Origin of the sequence: Klebsiella sp. YJ, from assembly GCF_002108615.1 — a bacterium.
In the GTDB taxonomy this organism is placed as follows: domain Bacteria; phylum Pseudomonadota; class Gammaproteobacteria; order Enterobacterales; family Enterobacteriaceae; genus Klebsiella; species Klebsiella planticola.
In genome coordinates, this window is record NZ_MTEG01000002.1 from 327,531 (window position 1) to 344,915 (window position 17,385).

The following is a 17,385-nucleotide window of genomic DNA, read 5'->3' on the forward strand; positions in this document are numbered from 1 at the left end:
CCGCAAACACCCCCTGTTTACTGTAAAAGGTGCAACATGCAAAAAGAAGACTTATTTATCCGAAATATACACTCAAAAAATCAGGACAGAATATCTGCTGCCCTGGTATATGACATGTTATCAAAAGAAGCCCACAGAGGTTGTGGGCTGTATTACGAAATATACGAAAGCTGTTTTATCGGTCTTTTGCGCGATCATCTTTCAGAACTTAAGGAAGCTGATGCAAATAAATTAAGATGCTATGCTGAAAGCAAAGGCACGAAAATTGATGATGCGTCCTACAGTGAAGCACTGGAAGCTGAAAGGGAGTGCAGGGCTGAAATATACCGGGAGCAAATGTAACCACACAAAACAAAAGTGTATTGTACAATACACACGCTAGCAGGCGCGGCAGTTTTAAGGCTTCATTATTTTTGGCTTCAATTTTGGAAAAATTGTTAAGACGAAAAATAACGAAGTGGAGCGTGGAAAGAAAATTCAATTTCGAAGAAATTGTTAATTTTCAGGAACCGCGCCCACCTGCGAACATTCGCCCACAGCGAATTGAGCAGGCCGGGGGGGGGAGCCGCAAAAATTTTGCCGCCCCAGCGAGCAAAAAGGCACGCCCACGTGCCGTTTTTTGTGGGGGGCTTGCCCCGCACACCGTCGCAGCCAGGCTATATTTCCCGCCCCAGCGGGGAATATGCCGATTAGGCGCGACCAACCCCTTTAAAGCAGCGTTCCGATTTTTTCGAGCTTGCGAGGAAAAATAGGCTAAACGCAGCGTCTTAAAGGGGTTGGTCGCGCGTAGCGTGCGACGGTGTGCCGCCTTTGACCCCGGGGGTTTTGATGCAGCATTCAGCGGAGTCATTACCCCCATGTGACATGCAGGGAGGGCGTCCAGCCCGAACATAATGACACACGCCGTTGCCCGCCATTCGGGCGTTTCAGGGGACGGACGACCACCGGTCGGCTGTTTTATGAAAGCGCGGATAGCGGGCATGAGCGCCAAAAGCGCTCAGTGCTTTTTATCCTTCTATGGGCGTCACCGCCGGGCGTCACGCATGGGCGTGGGGTATCACGTCCATCGGTGACGTCCATATGATGCGCCCGTCACACCGAAATCAGACCGGAGATCACTGCAATGGGAACTCATCTGATGCAAAGGCTGAATGCCTTTTCGGATGCCTTTTCTGTTTTTTTGCTCTGTCTGCAACACAACCCGGTAATATTATCCATATTCGCCGGGCTGACGCTGCCCTTTATTTTTCATCTGCCACGTGAAGAAAGAAAAAATGCCCCCTTCTGGTTAAAATTGGTGGCGTGCGTGTCCATCTTCTTTTTTCTGTCCGGCACGCTGTCACCGCTGACCATTCAGGGGCTGAGTTTTTTCTTTACGGTACTCGATACTCACATTCTGCTCAGATTATCACTCTGGATACTGACCGTCGGATTTACACTTGCCGGTCTGGCATTTCACATTACCGCACGACGGCTACTGGCCGGAGAAATTGACAGTTTAAAGCACCGGATGATTAAAAAAAGCAAGCTGGAAAGGAATGTCAGAACGGATGTTCGTGACGTCAGGGATATGTTACCTGACAGTATTGCATATAATCCGCTGGATTATATTGACCTGAATAAAGGTATTTTCATCGGGCTGGATAAAGACGATCAGCCACAATATATCACCGCCGAAGAATTTCAGACCCAGCACGCCGACCTTATCGGCACCACCGGTTCCGGTAAAGGAGTGAGCGCCTGTGTCCTGCTTTATCAGGCAATACTGTCAGGTGAAGGCGTCTTTGTCGAAGATCCGAAAAATGATGAGTGGGCCCCGCATGTATTACGTGAAGCCTGCCAGAAAGCGGGAAAACCGTTTGTCTTGATTAACCTGAATGACCTTCATTTCCAGCTTGATTTACTGGCTGATATTTCTCATGAACAACTGGAAGAGCTGTTTAATGCCGGTTTCAGTCTGGGGAAAAAGGGCGAAGGCGCAGACTTTTATCGTATTGCCGACCGACGGGCCGCCAGAAATACAGCGGCTATTTATAAAAAGGGCATGACGTTACGCGACTTATTTAATACTGACTTTGTGAAATCCCTCAGTGAAAATGTGCCTGCTTTTTATGGAGAGCTGGAGGAAATCGCTTTAGTCAATTCCATTAACGCCAGTAAGGGATTTTCATTAAAGACCGTATTTGATGAGGGCGGCTGCTGTTACATTATTGGCTCAATGCGTAACCAGAAAATCATCTCGGCGCAACGGATGATTTTAACCCGGCTTATTCAGATAGCCGAAACGCGGGACAGGATAAAAGGGAAGCCCCGGCCTGTCGCTATTTTTCTTGATGAACTGAAATATCACCTTTCCCGCCCGGCGCTGGAGGGACTTGGCGCGGCAAGGGATAAAGGTGTGCATATCATCATGGCACATCAGTCAGTGAAAGATTTATATGACTGTCCGGCAGATCTGGAGGGTGATGCCGTCGCCGGTTCGGTTATCGAAAATTGTAAATTCATGCTGGTTTATCGCCTTCGCGATCCGGATACCGCCGACTGGGTGGCAAGGATGACCGGCTCTATTCTGGTTGACGATGAAATGCGGAAAGTGAAAACGGATATCGCCCTGACGGAGAAAATGGAAACTGACCGTATGATCCGCCAGGCTGAGCGTTATTATATCGACAATAATATGCTCCTCAACCTGCCGAAATTCGTCGGTTTTGTTTTCACCCAGAATGATCTGGCGAAGGCGACCAAACTTTTTCACATTCCGACGAAAAAGCAATATATCGATCTGCTTTCATTTGAGCATAAAAACCCGCTGCATACCGAAAAAGACAATCAGATTCACAAACCTTCTATTAACCTGTGAGGCTGCCCGTGCTTATTCATAACGTTGCCGAAAGAAATGAAGCCGCCAACCGGAGAATGGAGACACTGCTGAATTTTCTTAAGGAAGAAACCTTCTCTGATTTTCTAACCTTAAAAAAAGTGGTCGGATATAAAGGAAGACATAACCATGCCATGTATAACCTACTGAATAAAGCTGTGACACTGGGATTGTTGAGCAAACATGAATATCCGGTACTGACCGGGAAGAAGGCATTGTGGGGGATCACCATGCCGGGACTGGCAAGGGTGGTTAACGCGGATGACCCTGTTTTCCCCGCTTATTTTGAGCCGGGAAAACTCAGGCACTGGACGCTGGAGCATCGTCTGTTAAACCAGCGGGTCAGGCTTGCCCTGGAGGAAAAAGGCGGCATGGGCTGGCTTAACGGCGACCGGGGGGCGTTTATGGCGCGGTATCCGGGTGTCCGGCACCGACCAGACGGCATCATAACCTTAAGCAGCGGAGCCATCGTTGCGGTGGAAACAGAGCGGTCGATGAAAACCCGCGCACGCTATATCAACATTATTAACAGTCATCTGGCGGCCAGCGACAACGGATGCTGGCACTACACCATGTACGTCATGCCGGACGATAAGACCCGCGTGTCCCTTAGCAGACTGTTTGATAGCATCAGGACGGTAATAAGGAACAGTGTTCCCGTTCCGTTTGATGCGAAAAACAGGGAAATGTTTCTTTTTCGCACCATTGACGAACTGGAAGCCCCCCACCAGCAACATCTAAATGAAGGCTCGACGTAAAATAAGTCACCCCTTCCACCCAGAGCACTTCAATCGCAGGACACAGCGTTTTTCCTGTCGCTTTGTCCGTCGCGAAGCTTCGGGAAGTGCAGAAGCAGCAGGGATATGGAGAACCCATCCGTATCATTCGCCATCCCGATACAACCGGTCTTTTGGAACCAGAAACAAGTATCGCTTCTTAAGTCCAGGCATTGTCTGAGTATTCATAACATGATTTCTGATGGCACCGTCACACTATTTTTACGTTCACGCAAGCAGGCCGTTTTCAGGATATTGTATGCGCCTTTACTGTTTTTGGGCGCACACCAGTAAACCCGTTTAACACCACGAGTAACCGCCACATACGCTAAACGAAGGGCTTCATCTTCCATCGCATCATCATAAGTAGAGGAAAAGTACTCAACGATTTCATAAATGCGGTTTCGGAACGTATTTCCCTGAAGGGATCGACTATCTTCAAAAATCACTGCAACTTCACCCTGTAACCCTTTCGCAGTGTGTATCGTATGAAACGCGACGTTTCGACCAAACCGACCTGCCGCTTTGATTTTCTTCAGGGTGATGTTTGTCCGGCTCAAAACGATAACTTTGTTCTTATCCGATTTCTGTTGTTCCGATACCAAAGCTATCTGTTTTCTGATTAAATTAACCGCATCTTTTACCCAGCGCTCATCAGCTGGATCATAATCGATAAACTCAACCCCGGACTCATCACCGTCCGGCTTACGACAAGGTATTGCCATTTTATCAATTTTAGAATGAACATTCTTCATTAACAATTCAGCATCATGAATGATCTGCCCGTCTGACCGAAAGTTTTCCATCATGTGAATATTCTTGTTCTTGCTCAGGCTTTCATGAGTAGGGAAAAAATGTGAAAATTTCATAAATATTTCCGGCGAACTCCCTCTCCAGGCGTAAATGGACTGCCAGTCATCACCGATGGCCATAATGCTTGGCTCCCGCTCCTGCTGGGCCAGTTCTTGCTGTACAGCTTTTATCCACATGGCTATCTGTGGTGAAATATCCTGAAATTCATCAATCAGCAGATGTCGTAACGGTATATACTTATGGCGTAATTTATCCCGGTGATTTCTGAGAAAATCAGAATCAGAAAAAATAAGAAATGCCCGATTGAATGTAATGTACCCTCTCTCAATTATCATATTCTCGAAGTAGTTCCAGAACATAATGATTGCACAGCAGAAGTGGTATTCCAGCCCCTTTCTTTTGAAATTCCTGATATTCTTTATCGCAAAGCTCACTTCCATCCCCATACTTTCTATGAAAGAAGCCTGCTGATACATCAACTCGACAATATCGGTTTCAGTCAATTCCCCTGCCAGTTTGACATCGAAAAAAGGAACCTCAGTAACTGAATCTTCATTTTCCTGTCTGGCTAAAAATCTCAACAGTCTTAACTTTGAACTGCTGTCAATGAAGATAAATGGCTTATCACATCGCCAGGCCATAATCTTATTCCTCAGGGACAAACAGGAGAGGATGGGGAATTGTTCTTCTTTTCCGTTATATCCCCGGTAGCAAAAAGACTCGCTCTTATCAAAAAAATATTCGTTATCTATCGTACTGCTTAAAAAAACAGGTTGCCCGGTGGACTCAATGAGGCCATTAGCATAAAAAACATGACCTTCCGTAGTAAAACATTTTACCGGTTCTCGCACCACCCCCGCTATGGGCCATAACCCTTTCTCCGCCCAGACCTCATTCAACCTCATTGCCAGTTCGAGATCCCTTTTTCCAGCATTCCGTAATGCTGCTTTTTTGAGATCACTATCGTCCTGGACTGGTGCAGAAAGTGCTGCCAGCTTCATCAGTTCTATAATTTCCTTTCGGAAGCGTTGGTTATCATTAAACAAAGAAACATAAGCTTCATTCAGCAACATTTTTTGTTTTACTGACATCTTTCCCGATGAAAACGGGTTATCGATGTCATCATCTTCAGACAGAAGAACCTCATCGTTATCTTTCAATGTATCAAACCAGGTTTTCCCTGCCAGTAAATCGTGACTAAATGCGGACAATGCTGAATGGAATGTTCTGACCAGGCCAAAAACACGCTCTTTAGTTAAATCGTCACGCCAGAATTTAAGAACATGGTATATTTTCGCTCTTAACTCTTTGCATGAATCACGGGTAAAAGAAATTACGGTAATTTCATTAAGGGGAATGTTGAGATAACAGTGCATAAAGACAACCCGCAGCACCAGCGTGGTTGATTTTCCCGATCCCGCGCCAGCCACCACACAAGTCGAAGGGTGATCAGATAAAATCATCTTCCACTGAGAAGCAGTGGGGGCGCTGACAATCCCCGCTGAGACCGCAGTGGCAACAGCGTCTTCCATTCGTCCGGCCAAAGTAGCTGATACAGGGAATCGCTCCGGGCCATAGACTGAATTATCAATGTCGGGAAACACACCCGACTCTCTAACACCCTGAATTACAAAGAGATTTTTCCCTTCCTCAAGACCCAATTCCCTGCCTTCCCTTAAACCTCTGGTGTGTCCTTCTTCATATCCCTTTATTCTGCCCGATTCATGCTCATCGATACGGATTTTTTCGAGTTCTGCTCTGAGCAACCAGGCAGCTATTTTTTTTAAGTATCCCGGCACCAGTATCTCCTTTTCATCCCCATGTATGCTACAACAGCAAGTTATAGCCACTATAACACACGCTTTTGCCTGTCTGGCTGATACGAAACAGACTCTTGCCCTTGCAAACCTGCCGACCTGCTACCTGTGGTATCATGGGGAGAACACTTTAACGGAAGATATTACTATCGTTACCTGCGAACAGGTTAACCGGGACGGTTTGTTTTTCCCCTTTTTTGGCTCTGTCAGTTTCAGCTTCTCGGGTTCCTGCGTTGATAATCCGCGCTCCGAAAAGACTATCATTCCGCAGCAGGTACGGTTGTTTGCCTCGAAAAAATATTATCCAGCGAGCCTTCATCACAGCAGGTATATTAGGTATCATACCGGGCAGTACATCAAAAAGACGCCAGGCGGGATTTGCGGGCTCTTTGCTGCCCGCGCCCGCAGCCTGCGAATGTTGCGGGCATAATATGTCCGCAACATTCGCAGGAAAATTGAAATCCCTGTCACTCTGCCTGCCCCGATATAAGGTTAAAGCCGCATTCCTTTGCAGCCTCCTGTTGTTCAGTTCAGACCTTATCCATCAGATAACGATGCGCTTTTGATGCCGCGCTGGTGGCTTTGAAAATATAGCGCTTGTCGTTTTTCAGTGCTTTCAGCCAGGAAGCAATATAACTTTCGTGCTGAACCTCTCCGACAATCCCCAGATCCGCCATCAGAAATGCGCTCCCAAGCTCTGCACACAACTCCTCAAATGCATAATCGGCACTGCCAAATTTCCCTTTCATTTCACGGTTAAGACGGCTTTTTGCGCCGCTCCAGTGCACCAGCTCATGCAGGCCTGTAGCGTAAAAATTTGCCGCGTCAGCGAAAAGATGACGCTCCGGTAACCAGATTTCATCGGTTGAGAGGCTGAAAAAGGCGTTCTGGCCTTTCTCTATGATCTTAGCGCCACTGCTACGAAACAGGTTTTCAGCCTGCGGCAACGGGTCAAACGTCACTTCCGGAGCAACAGATTCAGACATCAAAGAAAGACCATCGATTTGTTCAACGTTAAACACGCTGAAGGCTTTCAGCATCGGGATATGCTCAGTGTGTCCGGTGTCGTTTTCCTTCTCCAGCGTGGTGTAAAAAATAGCTGTTGTTCCATGCTCATCCTTGCGAACCTGTCCACCTGCTGCCTGTGCCTGTTTGTACGTCATCCAGCGGGAATCACTGAACCCTTGTTTTGATGCGCTGCACCACAGCAACATGATATTCATACCGCTGTAGGCTACGCCGGTAGCGTAATTGGATGGAAGACCAGACATTCCCGGTACGCGCTGCCACGGGCAGGACCACGGTTTTACCCCGGCTTCAAGCGCCGCAATGATGCTGTAGGTGACGGTCTGATAAATATCGGTTCTGGTTTTAGACAATTTCGTTTTTGAGGAGCCTGACGGGTCCAGCGGGGATACGCTGGTCGCCGCTGCGGCGTTAGGGGCGCTAGTCTGGTTATGCAGGGAAATGGACATGATTTTTCTCCGTCAGTGTGTGATTTTCGTCTTCGTATCGCCTGACGGTTCGCTTTCCCGGCATCGTTCTGGCCCGCAAGGGCGCAGCATGCGTGCACTTCACCCTTGCGGGACGGGTTATGCAGGGAAACGATTAACCGGAAGTGAATACGGGGAACGGAAAGCACACGGGAGAAAAAACTGACCCTGCATAGCTGGACGTAGCGCCCCTTACTCCGCAGTGGTGAAAAGCAGACTGGTGGTGTTGAGTCGGAAGCTGGCACTGACAGGAACTTCATGTAGGTGTTAGCATGCTTTCCTGCCGGACGAGACGATCCTGCTAACCTGGGGTGGTTTGTTCTTAAATTGTCTCGTTCCGGCATCAATCACTACCGGGTTCGGGCTGTCTCCTCATTGAACGCAGCGTACAGTCTGTCCACCACCGCCCGGATCCGTGGTGAGAGATTTCTTGAAACAGGCCACAGCGCCGTAACCGGGGAATCATTCTCGGGGGTCTTAACAGGTATAATCCTCAGTTGCCCTTTAGCGATTTCGTCTCCGGCCAGCCATGTTGACAGGAAGGCAATCCCCATCCCTCCGACAGCCGCGTCCCGCAAAGCTTCCCCGTGGCTGACAATGTGACGGACAGTGGGTTCAAGCAGGACCATGCGGCCATTTTCATCCAGCACTTTCCTGAGCGATACTCTGCCATCCCTTTGAAAACCAAGGCAGGCATATAAAAGCAGTTCTTCTGCACTGGCTGGCAGGCCGTGACGATTAATGTATGCAGGAAAAGCGCAAATGCCTGAACACTGAGTGGGGCTTTTTCGCCCGGCAAGACCGGCAGAGGCCACCTATATTATCTAGCCGTACTGCAAGATTGATATTATCCTCGATGAGGTCTACACGGCGATCGGTGAAAGTGATATCCAGTCTGAGCGACGGATACTCAACACACAGCGTGGCAAGGACAAGCATGACACAAATTCTTCCATGTGAGACGAGACCGACGCTCCGGCTCATCCAGACGCGGGGAACATCCTTGGCGACGAGGGTAATAAAACCCTTAAATGGGCGCTGTTCATGTCGGTCTTCGCTGCGCCCAGAAACCCGATATTCAGGGCTTACTACATACGCAAAATGATCCAAAGAAAACGACATAGCTGAGCGCTTATCGCTCTCGCGAGACGCCGCTGTGACGTCCTGTTCGCCATTATGCTATACCACGAGGCGTCATAAACATGCTTGACAACTAAATAGGGGGGCCAGTGCGGGAAGACAAAAAGCAGGAGAATTTCATGCAAGTTAATGCATCAACTCTATGAATATGATAAAGATAAAGCTGGTAATTTTGAACTATCTCTGATACGCAGAATTACCTGTAAATTGACCAAATTGATTTAGTATTTTGAGGTGATTACACATGGCTGGCGAGACACAAAATATCTCATTAATGGCTGATAAAATATCATCAGAGTTATTTAAATGGTTCAAATGGGAGCAAGTCGGTACTTCCAATGAGAATTTTAAGTGCCTGAAAACGGACGAGCATTCTACCAAAAGTGATACTCATCCTAATGATGTTGTCTACAAGTATCACGATCCGTACCTCAATCGAACCGTTTTTTTCAATACAGACCTAAAAAGTTATGCAAAAGGTTCAATCACAGCCACTTCAATGAGAAACGCCTTAACATCACTTGCTAATGCAATTGACTGTGCTGAAGGAAGCAAAGAATGGAAAGATAGATATTCTTATATCACAGGCTCATCAGAAGTAAGAGGGCTTCTATTCGCTTATAACCATGATGGTAACTTTGATCAGTCATTTTATGATATTTTCCATTCAGTTAAAGATACAACGGAAGCAAAAGGTAAAAGAGGTATAAATCTCGATAACTTACCATTGAAGCAAGGCCAAAAAATACATATCATTGAACCTCGTGTAATCAATTACCTTCAGTCTGTTATTACTGACTTAACTAAGCTCAGCCATCAAGGAACTTTCCCATTAGGTACTAACTATCAGTTTTACTATCCGGACCTAACTCTTCATAAAGTTAGTGGCCTTCCTGAAAATTTACCTGCAACGATTGAGTCATTAACTGGTCCGTTTTTTATCATTAAACATGGTGATGTCAAACGTCTTAATGATAAAACTGAGGAAGTTGAGAAATCCTATGATCATGGATACGTAATCTATTACAATGGTGAAGGTAACAACGAGTATGAGTTCATCTATATATTTGACACATTGTCAAAATATCAGCTACTTGATGGAAATGAAAAAATAAGAATTAGATTAATTCATCCCAATATTTACAAAGACGTGAGAGGAATCTATATGAGAGCTATAGAAACCTATTCACGAGAATGGGGTTTTGATGAACACAAACGCTCTATAATTGAATCCATTGAATTTGAACTTGTTGATTTCACTAAGCCAACTTTTAGCTCGGTTGAAATTGGTTGGGAGCGATAATAGATGAAAATCGGACTGTATAGTGTTACTGATAAAGCTTTGTTTGATGCGTTAAACCAAACAAAGGTAACAAATGATGACATGAAGTCTCTTTTTTTTAAGCGAGGAACAATTATATCTAAAGACACTAAGAGAAAAGCACTAGCTTTAGATTTCTCGCGCTACTTTCATGGTTTTGATGATTACAAGAAACTTTCAGAAATTCTAGGTTCTGTTGGTCGAAGAGAGAAATGCTCAATCAATATTATTAATGCAAATGTTGAAAAGAGTGACATTGAAGCAGCTGTAAAATTAGTATGTGAAGATTTGCAAAAGGAAGGTGATCAAACGGATTTTATTTATACTGATGCTGGAATTGAAGTAAAAATAAAATATGTAAAACTCGACTATAAGATGAATGAATTTAGACAATCTTCTACAAGAGAGGCTGTTGTTCTTATAGAAAAAAATGAGGCTGGTGAATTTATAGCAAGATTCCCACAAAACACAAAATCCAGAGAGTTCACCGAGAAACTTGTTAACAAAATCAGATCCGAAAACGTCGATAGCACTGTATCTATTGATGAGATAACTCTGGAGAGTGTCAAAGATCATTCAGAACGGACATATTTTTTTAAAAAATTAATTGAGAGCATACCAAATTATAATTGTATTGATGTGACAGATGTATATGTCACCCACCCTATTTTAGAGGACAAGAAAAAAGAAACTACCGATGAAGATAATGATGATGAAGCTGAAGATGTAGCTGTAGATTTGGGCTGCCATATATCAAAGGCATCGTTGAAAGGTCGCGGCGTTTTAGAATCCAAAGAATTAAATGATCTTCTTTCTCAAGGGTTTTATATCACAAAGATCATTTGGGTGTCGGTTGTAAGTGGATTCGTTGATTCCAATAAATTTGAATTTGAAGCTCAGTTTTCTGACACTGACAATTGCAAACTTTTTTCATATCTTGTTAGAGGACAATACAAATATAAATCTATTGACGACTACACACATAGACAGAATGTCGAAAAAGAAAAGGAAATAATATTATTAACGCTCATCGAAGGGGCTGCTCGTAAAATTTCAGATGAGATAGTTGAAAGGAACTCCCTTAAAGTTAAAGCTGAATAATAGGAGGGTGTAATGAAGACTAAATGGTTTAATGCATATTTCCAAAAGTCATATGATGAAGTTTATGACTCTATCATTCATACTCCCTTTAAAGACGATAGTGGTTGGGGGTTCAGAATCAACCATTACGAAAACGATATGTTGTCTGCAAGATATATTGAACGTATAGAAATTAAAGAGACAATTACTGACCCGTTTGGGAATGAGACATTTCTTGAATATTTTAAATTTGTTCAGTTTGATTTTTGGTTGAAAAAAGAAAGTGGTAATAACTATCTATTATCTATTGAATCCGCCCCTAGAACAATAAAGGGGTTTATTGCGAATATGAGAAATGCGGTATCTTCTGACTTTAGTGTTTCTAATCTGAACATTGTAGTTGAAGACTTCATTTATACTATGCGAGTGCGTTTTTCTGATGTAAAAGTGCTAAAGGCAAAGCTTAAGGGATTAACATTTAGCAAACATACATTCGGCGATCTTGAAATAGAATCATCATTCGATGCCTTAGAGGAAATAAAAACATTTTTTGATAAGAAAGATTTTAAAATTGAAAAAGCCAAAATATTAATTGGTATTAGTCCAAATGAAGAAATCATAGAGATTAATTCGAATGGAACGATGATTTTTGCAGAAGAAAACTTTAGAAATATATCAAAAGTAATCGAAACGATTAATCAATGGAAATGATTCGGAAGGGGCATTATATATATGCCCCGAACCAATTTCCGCAAACAAATTTTTACACTCGTTATCCTACCGCTAACTACCTGCTACGGACGTACTTGTACCTGCTTTGTGCAACTCACAGTTATTAATGGCTATACCGGTAGTCTTGGTATAAAGATTATCTATACTGGAGTAATTATCAGCCATTATTGGCAAAAGCGAGCGCTTTGGATCAACCCGCCTGAATCATCATACATTAAATAATAGCTCAACCCATGCCCCAACCATAAAACACATGAGCCGTTGCAGGGGCTCATTCCCCGCAACGGATATTTCATCATTTCCTGACCGCGATGTAACACATTCAGCAATGCATATGTCTTGACTGGCGAAGAGAAAAAGGTTTTCTTGTTACACTCTCTTTATCTCCATAGATATATCGCTGACTTTCTGTCCCCACCAGTTCATCAGTTCAATACGCTGCGCCATGTAGGTTGAGCGGTTATATGCAGCACGAGTGGAGTTAGAATCAACATGCGCCAGCGCCGCTTCCACTACATCTGGTGGGAATCCGGCCTCGTTCAGTGTGGTGCTGCCCAATGCCCGGAACCCATGTGATACCAGTTCACCACCATATCCCATGCGCCACAGCGCCTTGTTGACTGTTTCACTATGCATAGGCTGGCAGCGCTTTACCCTACCGGGAAACACAAATGGCGAATGCTTACTCAGGGGCTTAAGTTGTTCCAGAACGGCCATCGCCTGAGGAGACAGCGGCACCTGATGTTCACGTTTCATCTTCATACGGGCTGCCGGGAGCGTCCAGAGCCGGTTCCCTATGTCAATCTCACACCACATGGTTCCGGCGGCCTCAGCGGGGCGTACAAGCGTCAGAAGCTGCCATAGCAACAACAGGCGTGTCATCGGAGACAAGTTAGTCGTATAAACCCGCTGCATCAGTTCCGGCAAACGTTCCGGACGAATGGTTGGCATATGCTTCTTCCTCGGCTTCACAAACGCCTCATCAATGGTTGATGCCGGGTTGGCATCCAGCAGGCCGGTATTAATGGCGAATTTCATCACTTCGTTAATCCTCTGCGTCAGGCGGTGCAAGGTTTCCAGTGCGCCACGCAGTCTTACTGGTTCCAGAGCGGCGATAAGCGTATGGGCTTTCAGCTCAATTACCGGCGTCTGCCCGATAGCCGGAAACACGTCACGCTCCAGTGATTTCCAGATATCATCTGCATAATCGGCGGAGATTTTTGTTTTCTTCACGGCGAACCATCTTGTCGCCACGTTGATAAACAGACTATCCACCGCCAGCCTTTCACGCTCTGCCTCTTCCTGCTCCTGTTTTTTCGGGTCAATGCCTTTTACCAGCAGGGTAAGGTGTTCGGCATGCAGCGTTCGGGCGCTGGCAAGCGACATGGCAGGGTAGTGTCCGAGGGTAATGGTGGTTCGGGCAGTCGAACCGGGACGCTTGTAACGAAAGCGCCAGATTTTTTTACCGTTGGTTCTGATGAAAAGGGTCAGCCCCTGTCCGTCGAACAGTTCGTAATCTTTATCGGCGGGTTTTGCCTTCTGGACTTCCGAGGCAGATAAAGGACGGGTAAGAACAGCCATAAAGTCACTCCTTACGTATCAGTGGAAAATGACAGTGATGGAGTGTGCAATATTCTGTTTTCTGGAGAATTTTTCAGCCCGAAACTCAATATGGGCCTACAAGACTTCCACCATCAGAGGCATAGGCCCATTCATAGGCCCATTTGCTCTGGCTCCCTGGGTATCCGGAGGGGAGCATACAGACGAAAAAAAACCGTATCCTGATGACAGTGATACGGTTTTCTTACTTCCCCGGATACCATAAAACATCCCAGGAATGTATGTTGGTGGGTCGTGCAGGATTCGAACCTGCGACCAATTGATTAAAAGTCAACTGCTCTACCAACTGAGCTAACGACCCGCTCGGGTACTACCTGAATTTTTTCACTCTTCACCAACGTTAAGCCGGTGGGTCGTGCAGGATGACTCGCTTTCGCTCGCCCTGTGGGCCGTTGCTACGCAACGTTATCCTTCACGTTCAACATCTGAGTTCGATGTTAAATTGGTGGGTCGTGCAGGATTCGAACCTGCGACCAATTGATTAAAAGTCAACTGCTCTACCAACTGAGCTAACGACCCGAGTGGTGGGTGATGACGGGATCGAACCGCCGACCCCCTCCTTGTAAGGGAGGTGCTCTCCCAGCTGAGCTAATCACCCGATACTACGCTGGATACTACATCTGACTAAAGTCAGTGGTGGGTCGTGGAGGATGACTCGCTTTCGCTTGCCCTATGGGCCGTTGCTGACGCAACGCTATCCTTCACGTTTTACTACCGTTCCACCCTGGTAGTTAGTGGTGGGTCGTGCAGGATTCGAACCTGCGACCAATTGATTAAAAGTCAACTGCTCTACCAACTGAGCTAACGACCCACTTTTTTCGTCGCTTCAGGCTTGTTCGATATCCCGTGGCAACGGCGGCATATATTACTGATTTAAGAATTCAGCGCAACAAGTATTTCGATAAAAAACATCTGACTGCTTAGGATTCACGCGACAAGACCAGAAATAATGCGATTTCTGGTCATGCCATAATCACCCAAGGGCATTAAGACGTTTCTGAGCCTGTTTCGCGCCATCGGTGCCAGGAAATTTACTGACCACCTGTTGGTAAACAGCCTTCGCCTTCGCGGTATCACCTTTATCCTGCATAATCACGCCGACCTTAAACATGGCATCTGGCGCTTTCGGGGATTTCGGGTAATTCTTCACCACGGAAGCAAAATAGTAAGCGGCATCATCTTTTTTCCCCTTATTGTAATTCAACTGACCGAGCCAGTAGTTCGCGTTCGGCTGATAGGTTGAATCCGGGTACTTTTTGACGAAATTCTGAAATGCTGCCAGCGCGTCATCCTGGCGGGAGGGATCCTTCACCAGCGCAATAGCCGCATTGTAGTCAGTATTGGCATCTCCGGTCGAGGCAGGAGCGCCAGAAGAGGCCGCTGGCGCCGCGGTAGCCGCCGCACCCTGATCGCCTGCCGAAGGCGATGGCTGTGCACCTGCCGCCGCCCCACCGCTGCTCAGACCGTCGATCTGTAACAGAATTTGCTTCTGGCGTTCAACAACCTGATTGAGCTGATACTGGCTTTCCTGAATCTGGCCGCGCAGGGAATCAATATCATTCTGGTTATCGGAGAGCTGTTGCTGAAGTTGGGTTAAAAGCTGACTGTGAGCGTTAGAAATACGCTCGAGTTGAGTGACGCGGTCTTCGACCGAGCCTGAGCCGACACTACTGATTGGCGCCTGAGCAAAAGCGGCCCAGGGGGCCGCTATGCCAACCAGTAACGACAGACTCAACAGATGATGTCTGAAGTTACTGCTCATGCAATTCTCTTAGTAAACCAGTACGGCGCGACGGTTTTTAGCGTAAGCCGCTTCGTCGTGACCCAGTACTGCAGGTTTTTCTTTACCGTAAGAAACGATGGAGATCTGGTCAGCAGAAACACCTTTGCCCTGCAGATACATCTTAACGGCGTTAGCACGACGCTCACCCAGAGCGATGTTGTATTCCGGAGTACCGCGCTCATCCGCGTGACCTTCAACAGTCACTTTATAGGATGGGTTGCTACGCAGGAAGTTAGCGTGCGCATCCAGCATTGCAGCGAAGTCAGAACGGATATCGTACTTGTCGAGATCGAAGTACACGATGTTGTTCTGCTGCAGCTGCTGCATTTGCAGACGAGCTTGCTCTTCGGAAGACATGTTGCCGCCGTTAGCGTTAGCATCCATACCAGTGCCGGCACCCAGCATGCCTTCACCGCTCTGGTCGTTGCTGGCGTTCTTGTTAGAAGAACACGCCGCGATTGCCATAACCGGCAGAGCGATCATCAGCCCTTTCAGCACTTTGTTCAGTTGCATTTCTTTGATTCCTTTAATAATCAATTATTTATTATCACAGATACGGAGACCAGGCAGGGAATTTTACCTGTCCATCAGTCGCCGGAAGACGCGCTTTGAAACGCCCATCTGTAGAAACCAGATTCAGCACGGATCCCATCCCCTGAGAAGAGCTGTAGATTACCATAGTGCCGTTAGGTGCCAGACTTGGCGTTTCATCCAGGAACGTTGACGACAGAACTTGTACGCCACCCGCTACCAGATCTTGTTTGGCAATGTGCTGCTGACCGTTGGCCGAGCTGACCATTACCATAAATTTACCGTCACTGCTGACATCCGCATCCTGGTTCTGAGAACCTTCCCAGGAGATACGCTGCGGAGTACCGCCGCCGACGCTGACTTTATACACCTGCGGACGACCGGCCTGGTCAGAAGTAAAGGCCAGATTCTGACTATCCGGGAACCAGCTTGGTTCGGTGTTGTTGCTGCGACCATTGGTCACCTGACGAATCTGACCCGAGCCCAGATCCATCACATACAGGTTCAGGCTACCGGTTTTCGACAATGCGAACGCCAGTTTACTGCCATCCGGCGAGAAGGCCGGAGCCCCGTTATGCTGCGGGAAGGAAGCAATCTGACGCACCGCGCCATTTGCCAGAGTCTGAACCACCAGCGCAGAACGGCCGCTTTCGAAGGTCACGTAAGCCAGTTTAGAACCATCCGGAGACCATGCCGGAGACATCAGCGGCTGTGGTGAACGGTGGACCACAAACTGGTTATAACCATCGTAGTCGGAGACGCGCAGTTCATACGGGAACTGGCCGCCGTTAGTCTGCACAACGTAGGCAATACGGGTACGGAAGGCGCCCTTAATAGAGGTCAGCTTCTCGAATACCGCATCGCTGGCGGTGTGAGCCGCATAGCGCAGGTACTGTTTAGTCACCTTATAAGAGTTCTGCGCCAGAATCGTCCCCGGAGCACCGCCGGTATCAACCAGCTGGTAAGCCACGTTGTACGATCCGTCAGGGTTCCCGGTCACCTGACCGACAACCACCGCATCAATACCCAGCGCAGACCACGCCGCAGGTTGAACCTCTTGTGCCGTCCCCGGTTGCTGAGGCAGACGCGAGCGATCCAGTGGGTTGAACTTACCGCTGTTACGCAAGTCAGCCGCTACGACACCGCCAATATCTTCAGGCGCAGCACCCGGCCCTGCCCACTGGAACGGTACAACACCGATCGGGCGCGCCGAGTCCACCCCCTGGGTGATCTCGATACGTACTTCTGCGTGCAGCACCGCCGCCCACAGCATTAAAAAACCAAACGCTACTCGTAATGCCTGCTTCATCATATCTCCCTTATCCGGACGGAAAGCCCACGATAATTTAGCAGAATGTTAACAAACTCAAATACACAAAACTACCAAAACCCGGCCTCAGC

13 protein-coding genes, 4 tRNA genes and 1 pseudogene are annotated in these 17,385 nt (G+C 46.9%); 7 read left to right on the forward strand and 11 right to left on the reverse strand.

Going from position 1 to position 17,385, the window contains the following annotated elements; genetic code table 11:
• Window positions 1-36: 36 nt before the first annotated feature.
• The 3 genes from BV390_RS03845 (at window position 37) to mobC (ending at window position 3,636) form a co-directional block, all read left to right on the forward strand.
• On the forward strand, window positions 37-342 hold the full coding sequence (locus BV390_RS03845) for a dpoa decarboxylase (protein ID WP_085396612.1): 306 nt from the start codon (window positions 37-39) through the stop codon (window positions 340-342).
• Between the two features lie 781 nt (window positions 343-1,123).
• The gene (locus tag BV390_RS03860) at window positions 1,124-2,860 is read left to right on the forward strand and encodes a type IV secretory system conjugative DNA transfer family protein (protein WP_085396614.1); all 1,737 of its coding nucleotides are present in this window, start codon (window positions 1,124-1,126) and stop codon (window positions 2,858-2,860) included.
• Between the two features lie 8 nt (window positions 2,861-2,868).
• On the forward strand, window positions 2,869-3,636 hold the full coding sequence (gene mobC / locus BV390_RS03865) for a MobC family replication-relaxation protein (protein WP_085396631.1): 768 nt from the start codon (window positions 2,869-2,871) through the stop codon (window positions 3,634-3,636).
• 203 nt (window positions 3,637-3,839) lie between these two features.
• Here mobC and BV390_RS03870 read toward each other — a convergent pair whose 3' ends face one another.
• From BV390_RS03870 to BV390_RS31890, 3 genes are all read right to left on the reverse strand, one after another.
• Window positions 3,840-6,266, reverse strand: coding sequence for a UvrD-helicase domain-containing protein (locus BV390_RS03870; protein WP_085396615.1), 2,427 nt, complete (start codon window positions 6,264-6,266; stop codon window positions 3,840-3,842).
• Between the two features lie 548 nt (window positions 6,267-6,814).
• Complete coding sequence (locus BV390_RS03880) at window positions 6,815-7,759, reverse strand: ArdC family protein (protein WP_085396617.1); 945 nt, start codon at window positions 7,757-7,759, stop codon at window positions 6,815-6,817.
• A gap of 368 nt (window positions 7,760-8,127) precedes the next feature.
• Window positions 8,128-8,592 (reverse strand): LysR substrate-binding domain-containing protein, encoded by a 465-nt coding sequence (locus BV390_RS31890; protein ID WP_085396618.1) that lies wholly within the window; start codon window positions 8,590-8,592, stop codon window positions 8,128-8,130.
• A 153-nt stretch (window positions 8,593-8,745) separates the two neighbouring features.
• Between BV390_RS31890 and BV390_RS30555 the strand changes: the two are divergent.
• The 4 genes and pseudogenes from BV390_RS30555 to BV390_RS03900 all read left to right on the forward strand — a co-directional run.
• Window positions 8,746-8,902 (forward strand): annotated as a pseudogene (locus BV390_RS30555) (transposase); the annotation flags it as partial.
• Between the two features lie 259 nt (window positions 8,903-9,161).
• A complete protein-coding gene (locus BV390_RS03890; protein ID WP_085396619.1) occupies window positions 9,162-10,220 on the forward strand; it encodes a hypothetical protein in 1,059 nt (352 codons plus the stop codon).
• 3 nt (window positions 10,221-10,223) lie between these two features.
• Window positions 10,224-11,339: a hypothetical protein gene (locus BV390_RS03895; protein WP_085396620.1), complete on the forward strand. Its 1,116-nt coding sequence runs from the start codon at window positions 10,224-10,226 to the stop codon at window positions 11,337-11,339.
• A 12-nt stretch (window positions 11,340-11,351) separates the two neighbouring features.
• Entirely contained in the window at window positions 11,352-12,029 is a 678-nt protein-coding gene (locus BV390_RS03900; RefSeq protein WP_085396621.1) for a hypothetical protein, read from the forward strand.
• Between the two features lie 390 nt (window positions 12,030-12,419).
• Here BV390_RS03900 and BV390_RS03905 read toward each other — a convergent pair whose 3' ends face one another.
• From BV390_RS03905 to tolB, 8 genes are all read right to left on the reverse strand, one after another.
• Window positions 12,420-13,631, reverse strand: a complete 1,212-nt coding sequence (locus tag BV390_RS03905; RefSeq protein ID WP_085396622.1) for an integrase domain-containing protein — start codon at window positions 13,629-13,631, stop codon at window positions 12,420-12,422.
• Between the two features lie 264 nt (window positions 13,632-13,895).
• Window positions 13,896-13,971 (reverse strand) — tRNA-Lys (locus BV390_RS03910).
• 142 nt (window positions 13,972-14,113) lie between these two features.
• A tRNA-Lys gene (locus tag BV390_RS03915) sits at window positions 14,114-14,189 on the reverse strand.
• 3 nt (window positions 14,190-14,192) lie between these two features.
• Window positions 14,193-14,268 (reverse strand) — tRNA-Val (locus BV390_RS03920).
• Between the two features lie 137 nt (window positions 14,269-14,405).
• Window positions 14,406-14,481, reverse strand: a tRNA-Lys gene (locus tag BV390_RS03925).
• A 162-nt stretch (window positions 14,482-14,643) separates the two neighbouring features.
• Complete coding sequence (cpoB, locus tag BV390_RS03930) at window positions 14,644-15,432, reverse strand: cell division protein CpoB (protein ID WP_046852910.1); 789 nt, start codon at window positions 15,430-15,432, stop codon at window positions 14,644-14,646.
• 9 nt (window positions 15,433-15,441) lie between these two features.
• The gene (gene pal, locus BV390_RS03935; protein ID WP_004859700.1) at window positions 15,442-15,966 is read right to left on the reverse strand and encodes a peptidoglycan-associated lipoprotein Pal; all 525 of its coding nucleotides are present in this window, start codon (window positions 15,964-15,966) and stop codon (window positions 15,442-15,444) included.
• A 34-nt stretch (window positions 15,967-16,000) separates the two neighbouring features.
• Window positions 16,001-17,293: a Tol-Pal system beta propeller repeat protein TolB gene (tolB, locus tag BV390_RS03940; protein WP_004859698.1), complete on the reverse strand. Its 1,293-nt coding sequence runs from the start codon at window positions 17,291-17,293 to the stop codon at window positions 16,001-16,003.
• Window positions 17,294-17,385 lie beyond the last annotated feature (92 nt).

Bases quoted from the DNA above. Each gene is read 5' to 3' on its own strand.
- pal (WP_004859700.1), bottom strand. From the start codon at position 15,966: ATGCAACTGAACAAAGTGCTGAAAGGGCTGATGATCGCTCTGCCGGTT.
- BV390_RS03890 (WP_085396619.1), top strand. From the start codon at position 9,162: ATGGCTGGCGAGACACAAAATATCTCATTAATGGCTGATAAAATATCA.
- BV390_RS03895 (WP_085396620.1), top strand. From the start codon at position 10,224: ATGAAAATCGGACTGTATAGTGTTACTGATAAAGCTTTGTTTGATGCG.
- BV390_RS03900 (WP_085396621.1), top strand. From the start codon at position 11,352: ATGAAGACTAAATGGTTTAATGCATATTTCCAAAAGTCATATGATGAA.
- BV390_RS03845 (WP_085396612.1), top strand. From the start codon at position 37: ATGCAAAAAGAAGACTTATTTATCCGAAATATACACTCAAAAAATCAG.
- BV390_RS03880 (WP_085396617.1), bottom strand. From the start codon at position 7,759: ATGTCCATTTCCCTGCATAACCAGACTAGCGCCCCTAACGCCGCAGCG.
- cpoB (WP_046852910.1), bottom strand. From the start codon at position 15,432: ATGAGCAGTAACTTCAGACATCATCTGTTGAGTCTGTCGTTACTGGTT.
- BV390_RS03860 (WP_085396614.1), top strand. From the start codon at position 1,124: ATGGGAACTCATCTGATGCAAAGGCTGAATGCCTTTTCGGATGCCTTT.
- BV390_RS03905 (WP_085396622.1), bottom strand. From the start codon at position 13,631: ATGGCTGTTCTTACCCGTCCTTTATCTGCCTCGGAAGTCCAGAAGGCA.
- tolB (WP_004859698.1), bottom strand. From the start codon at position 17,293: ATGAAGCAGGCATTACGAGTAGCGTTTGGTTTTTTAATGCTGTGGGCG.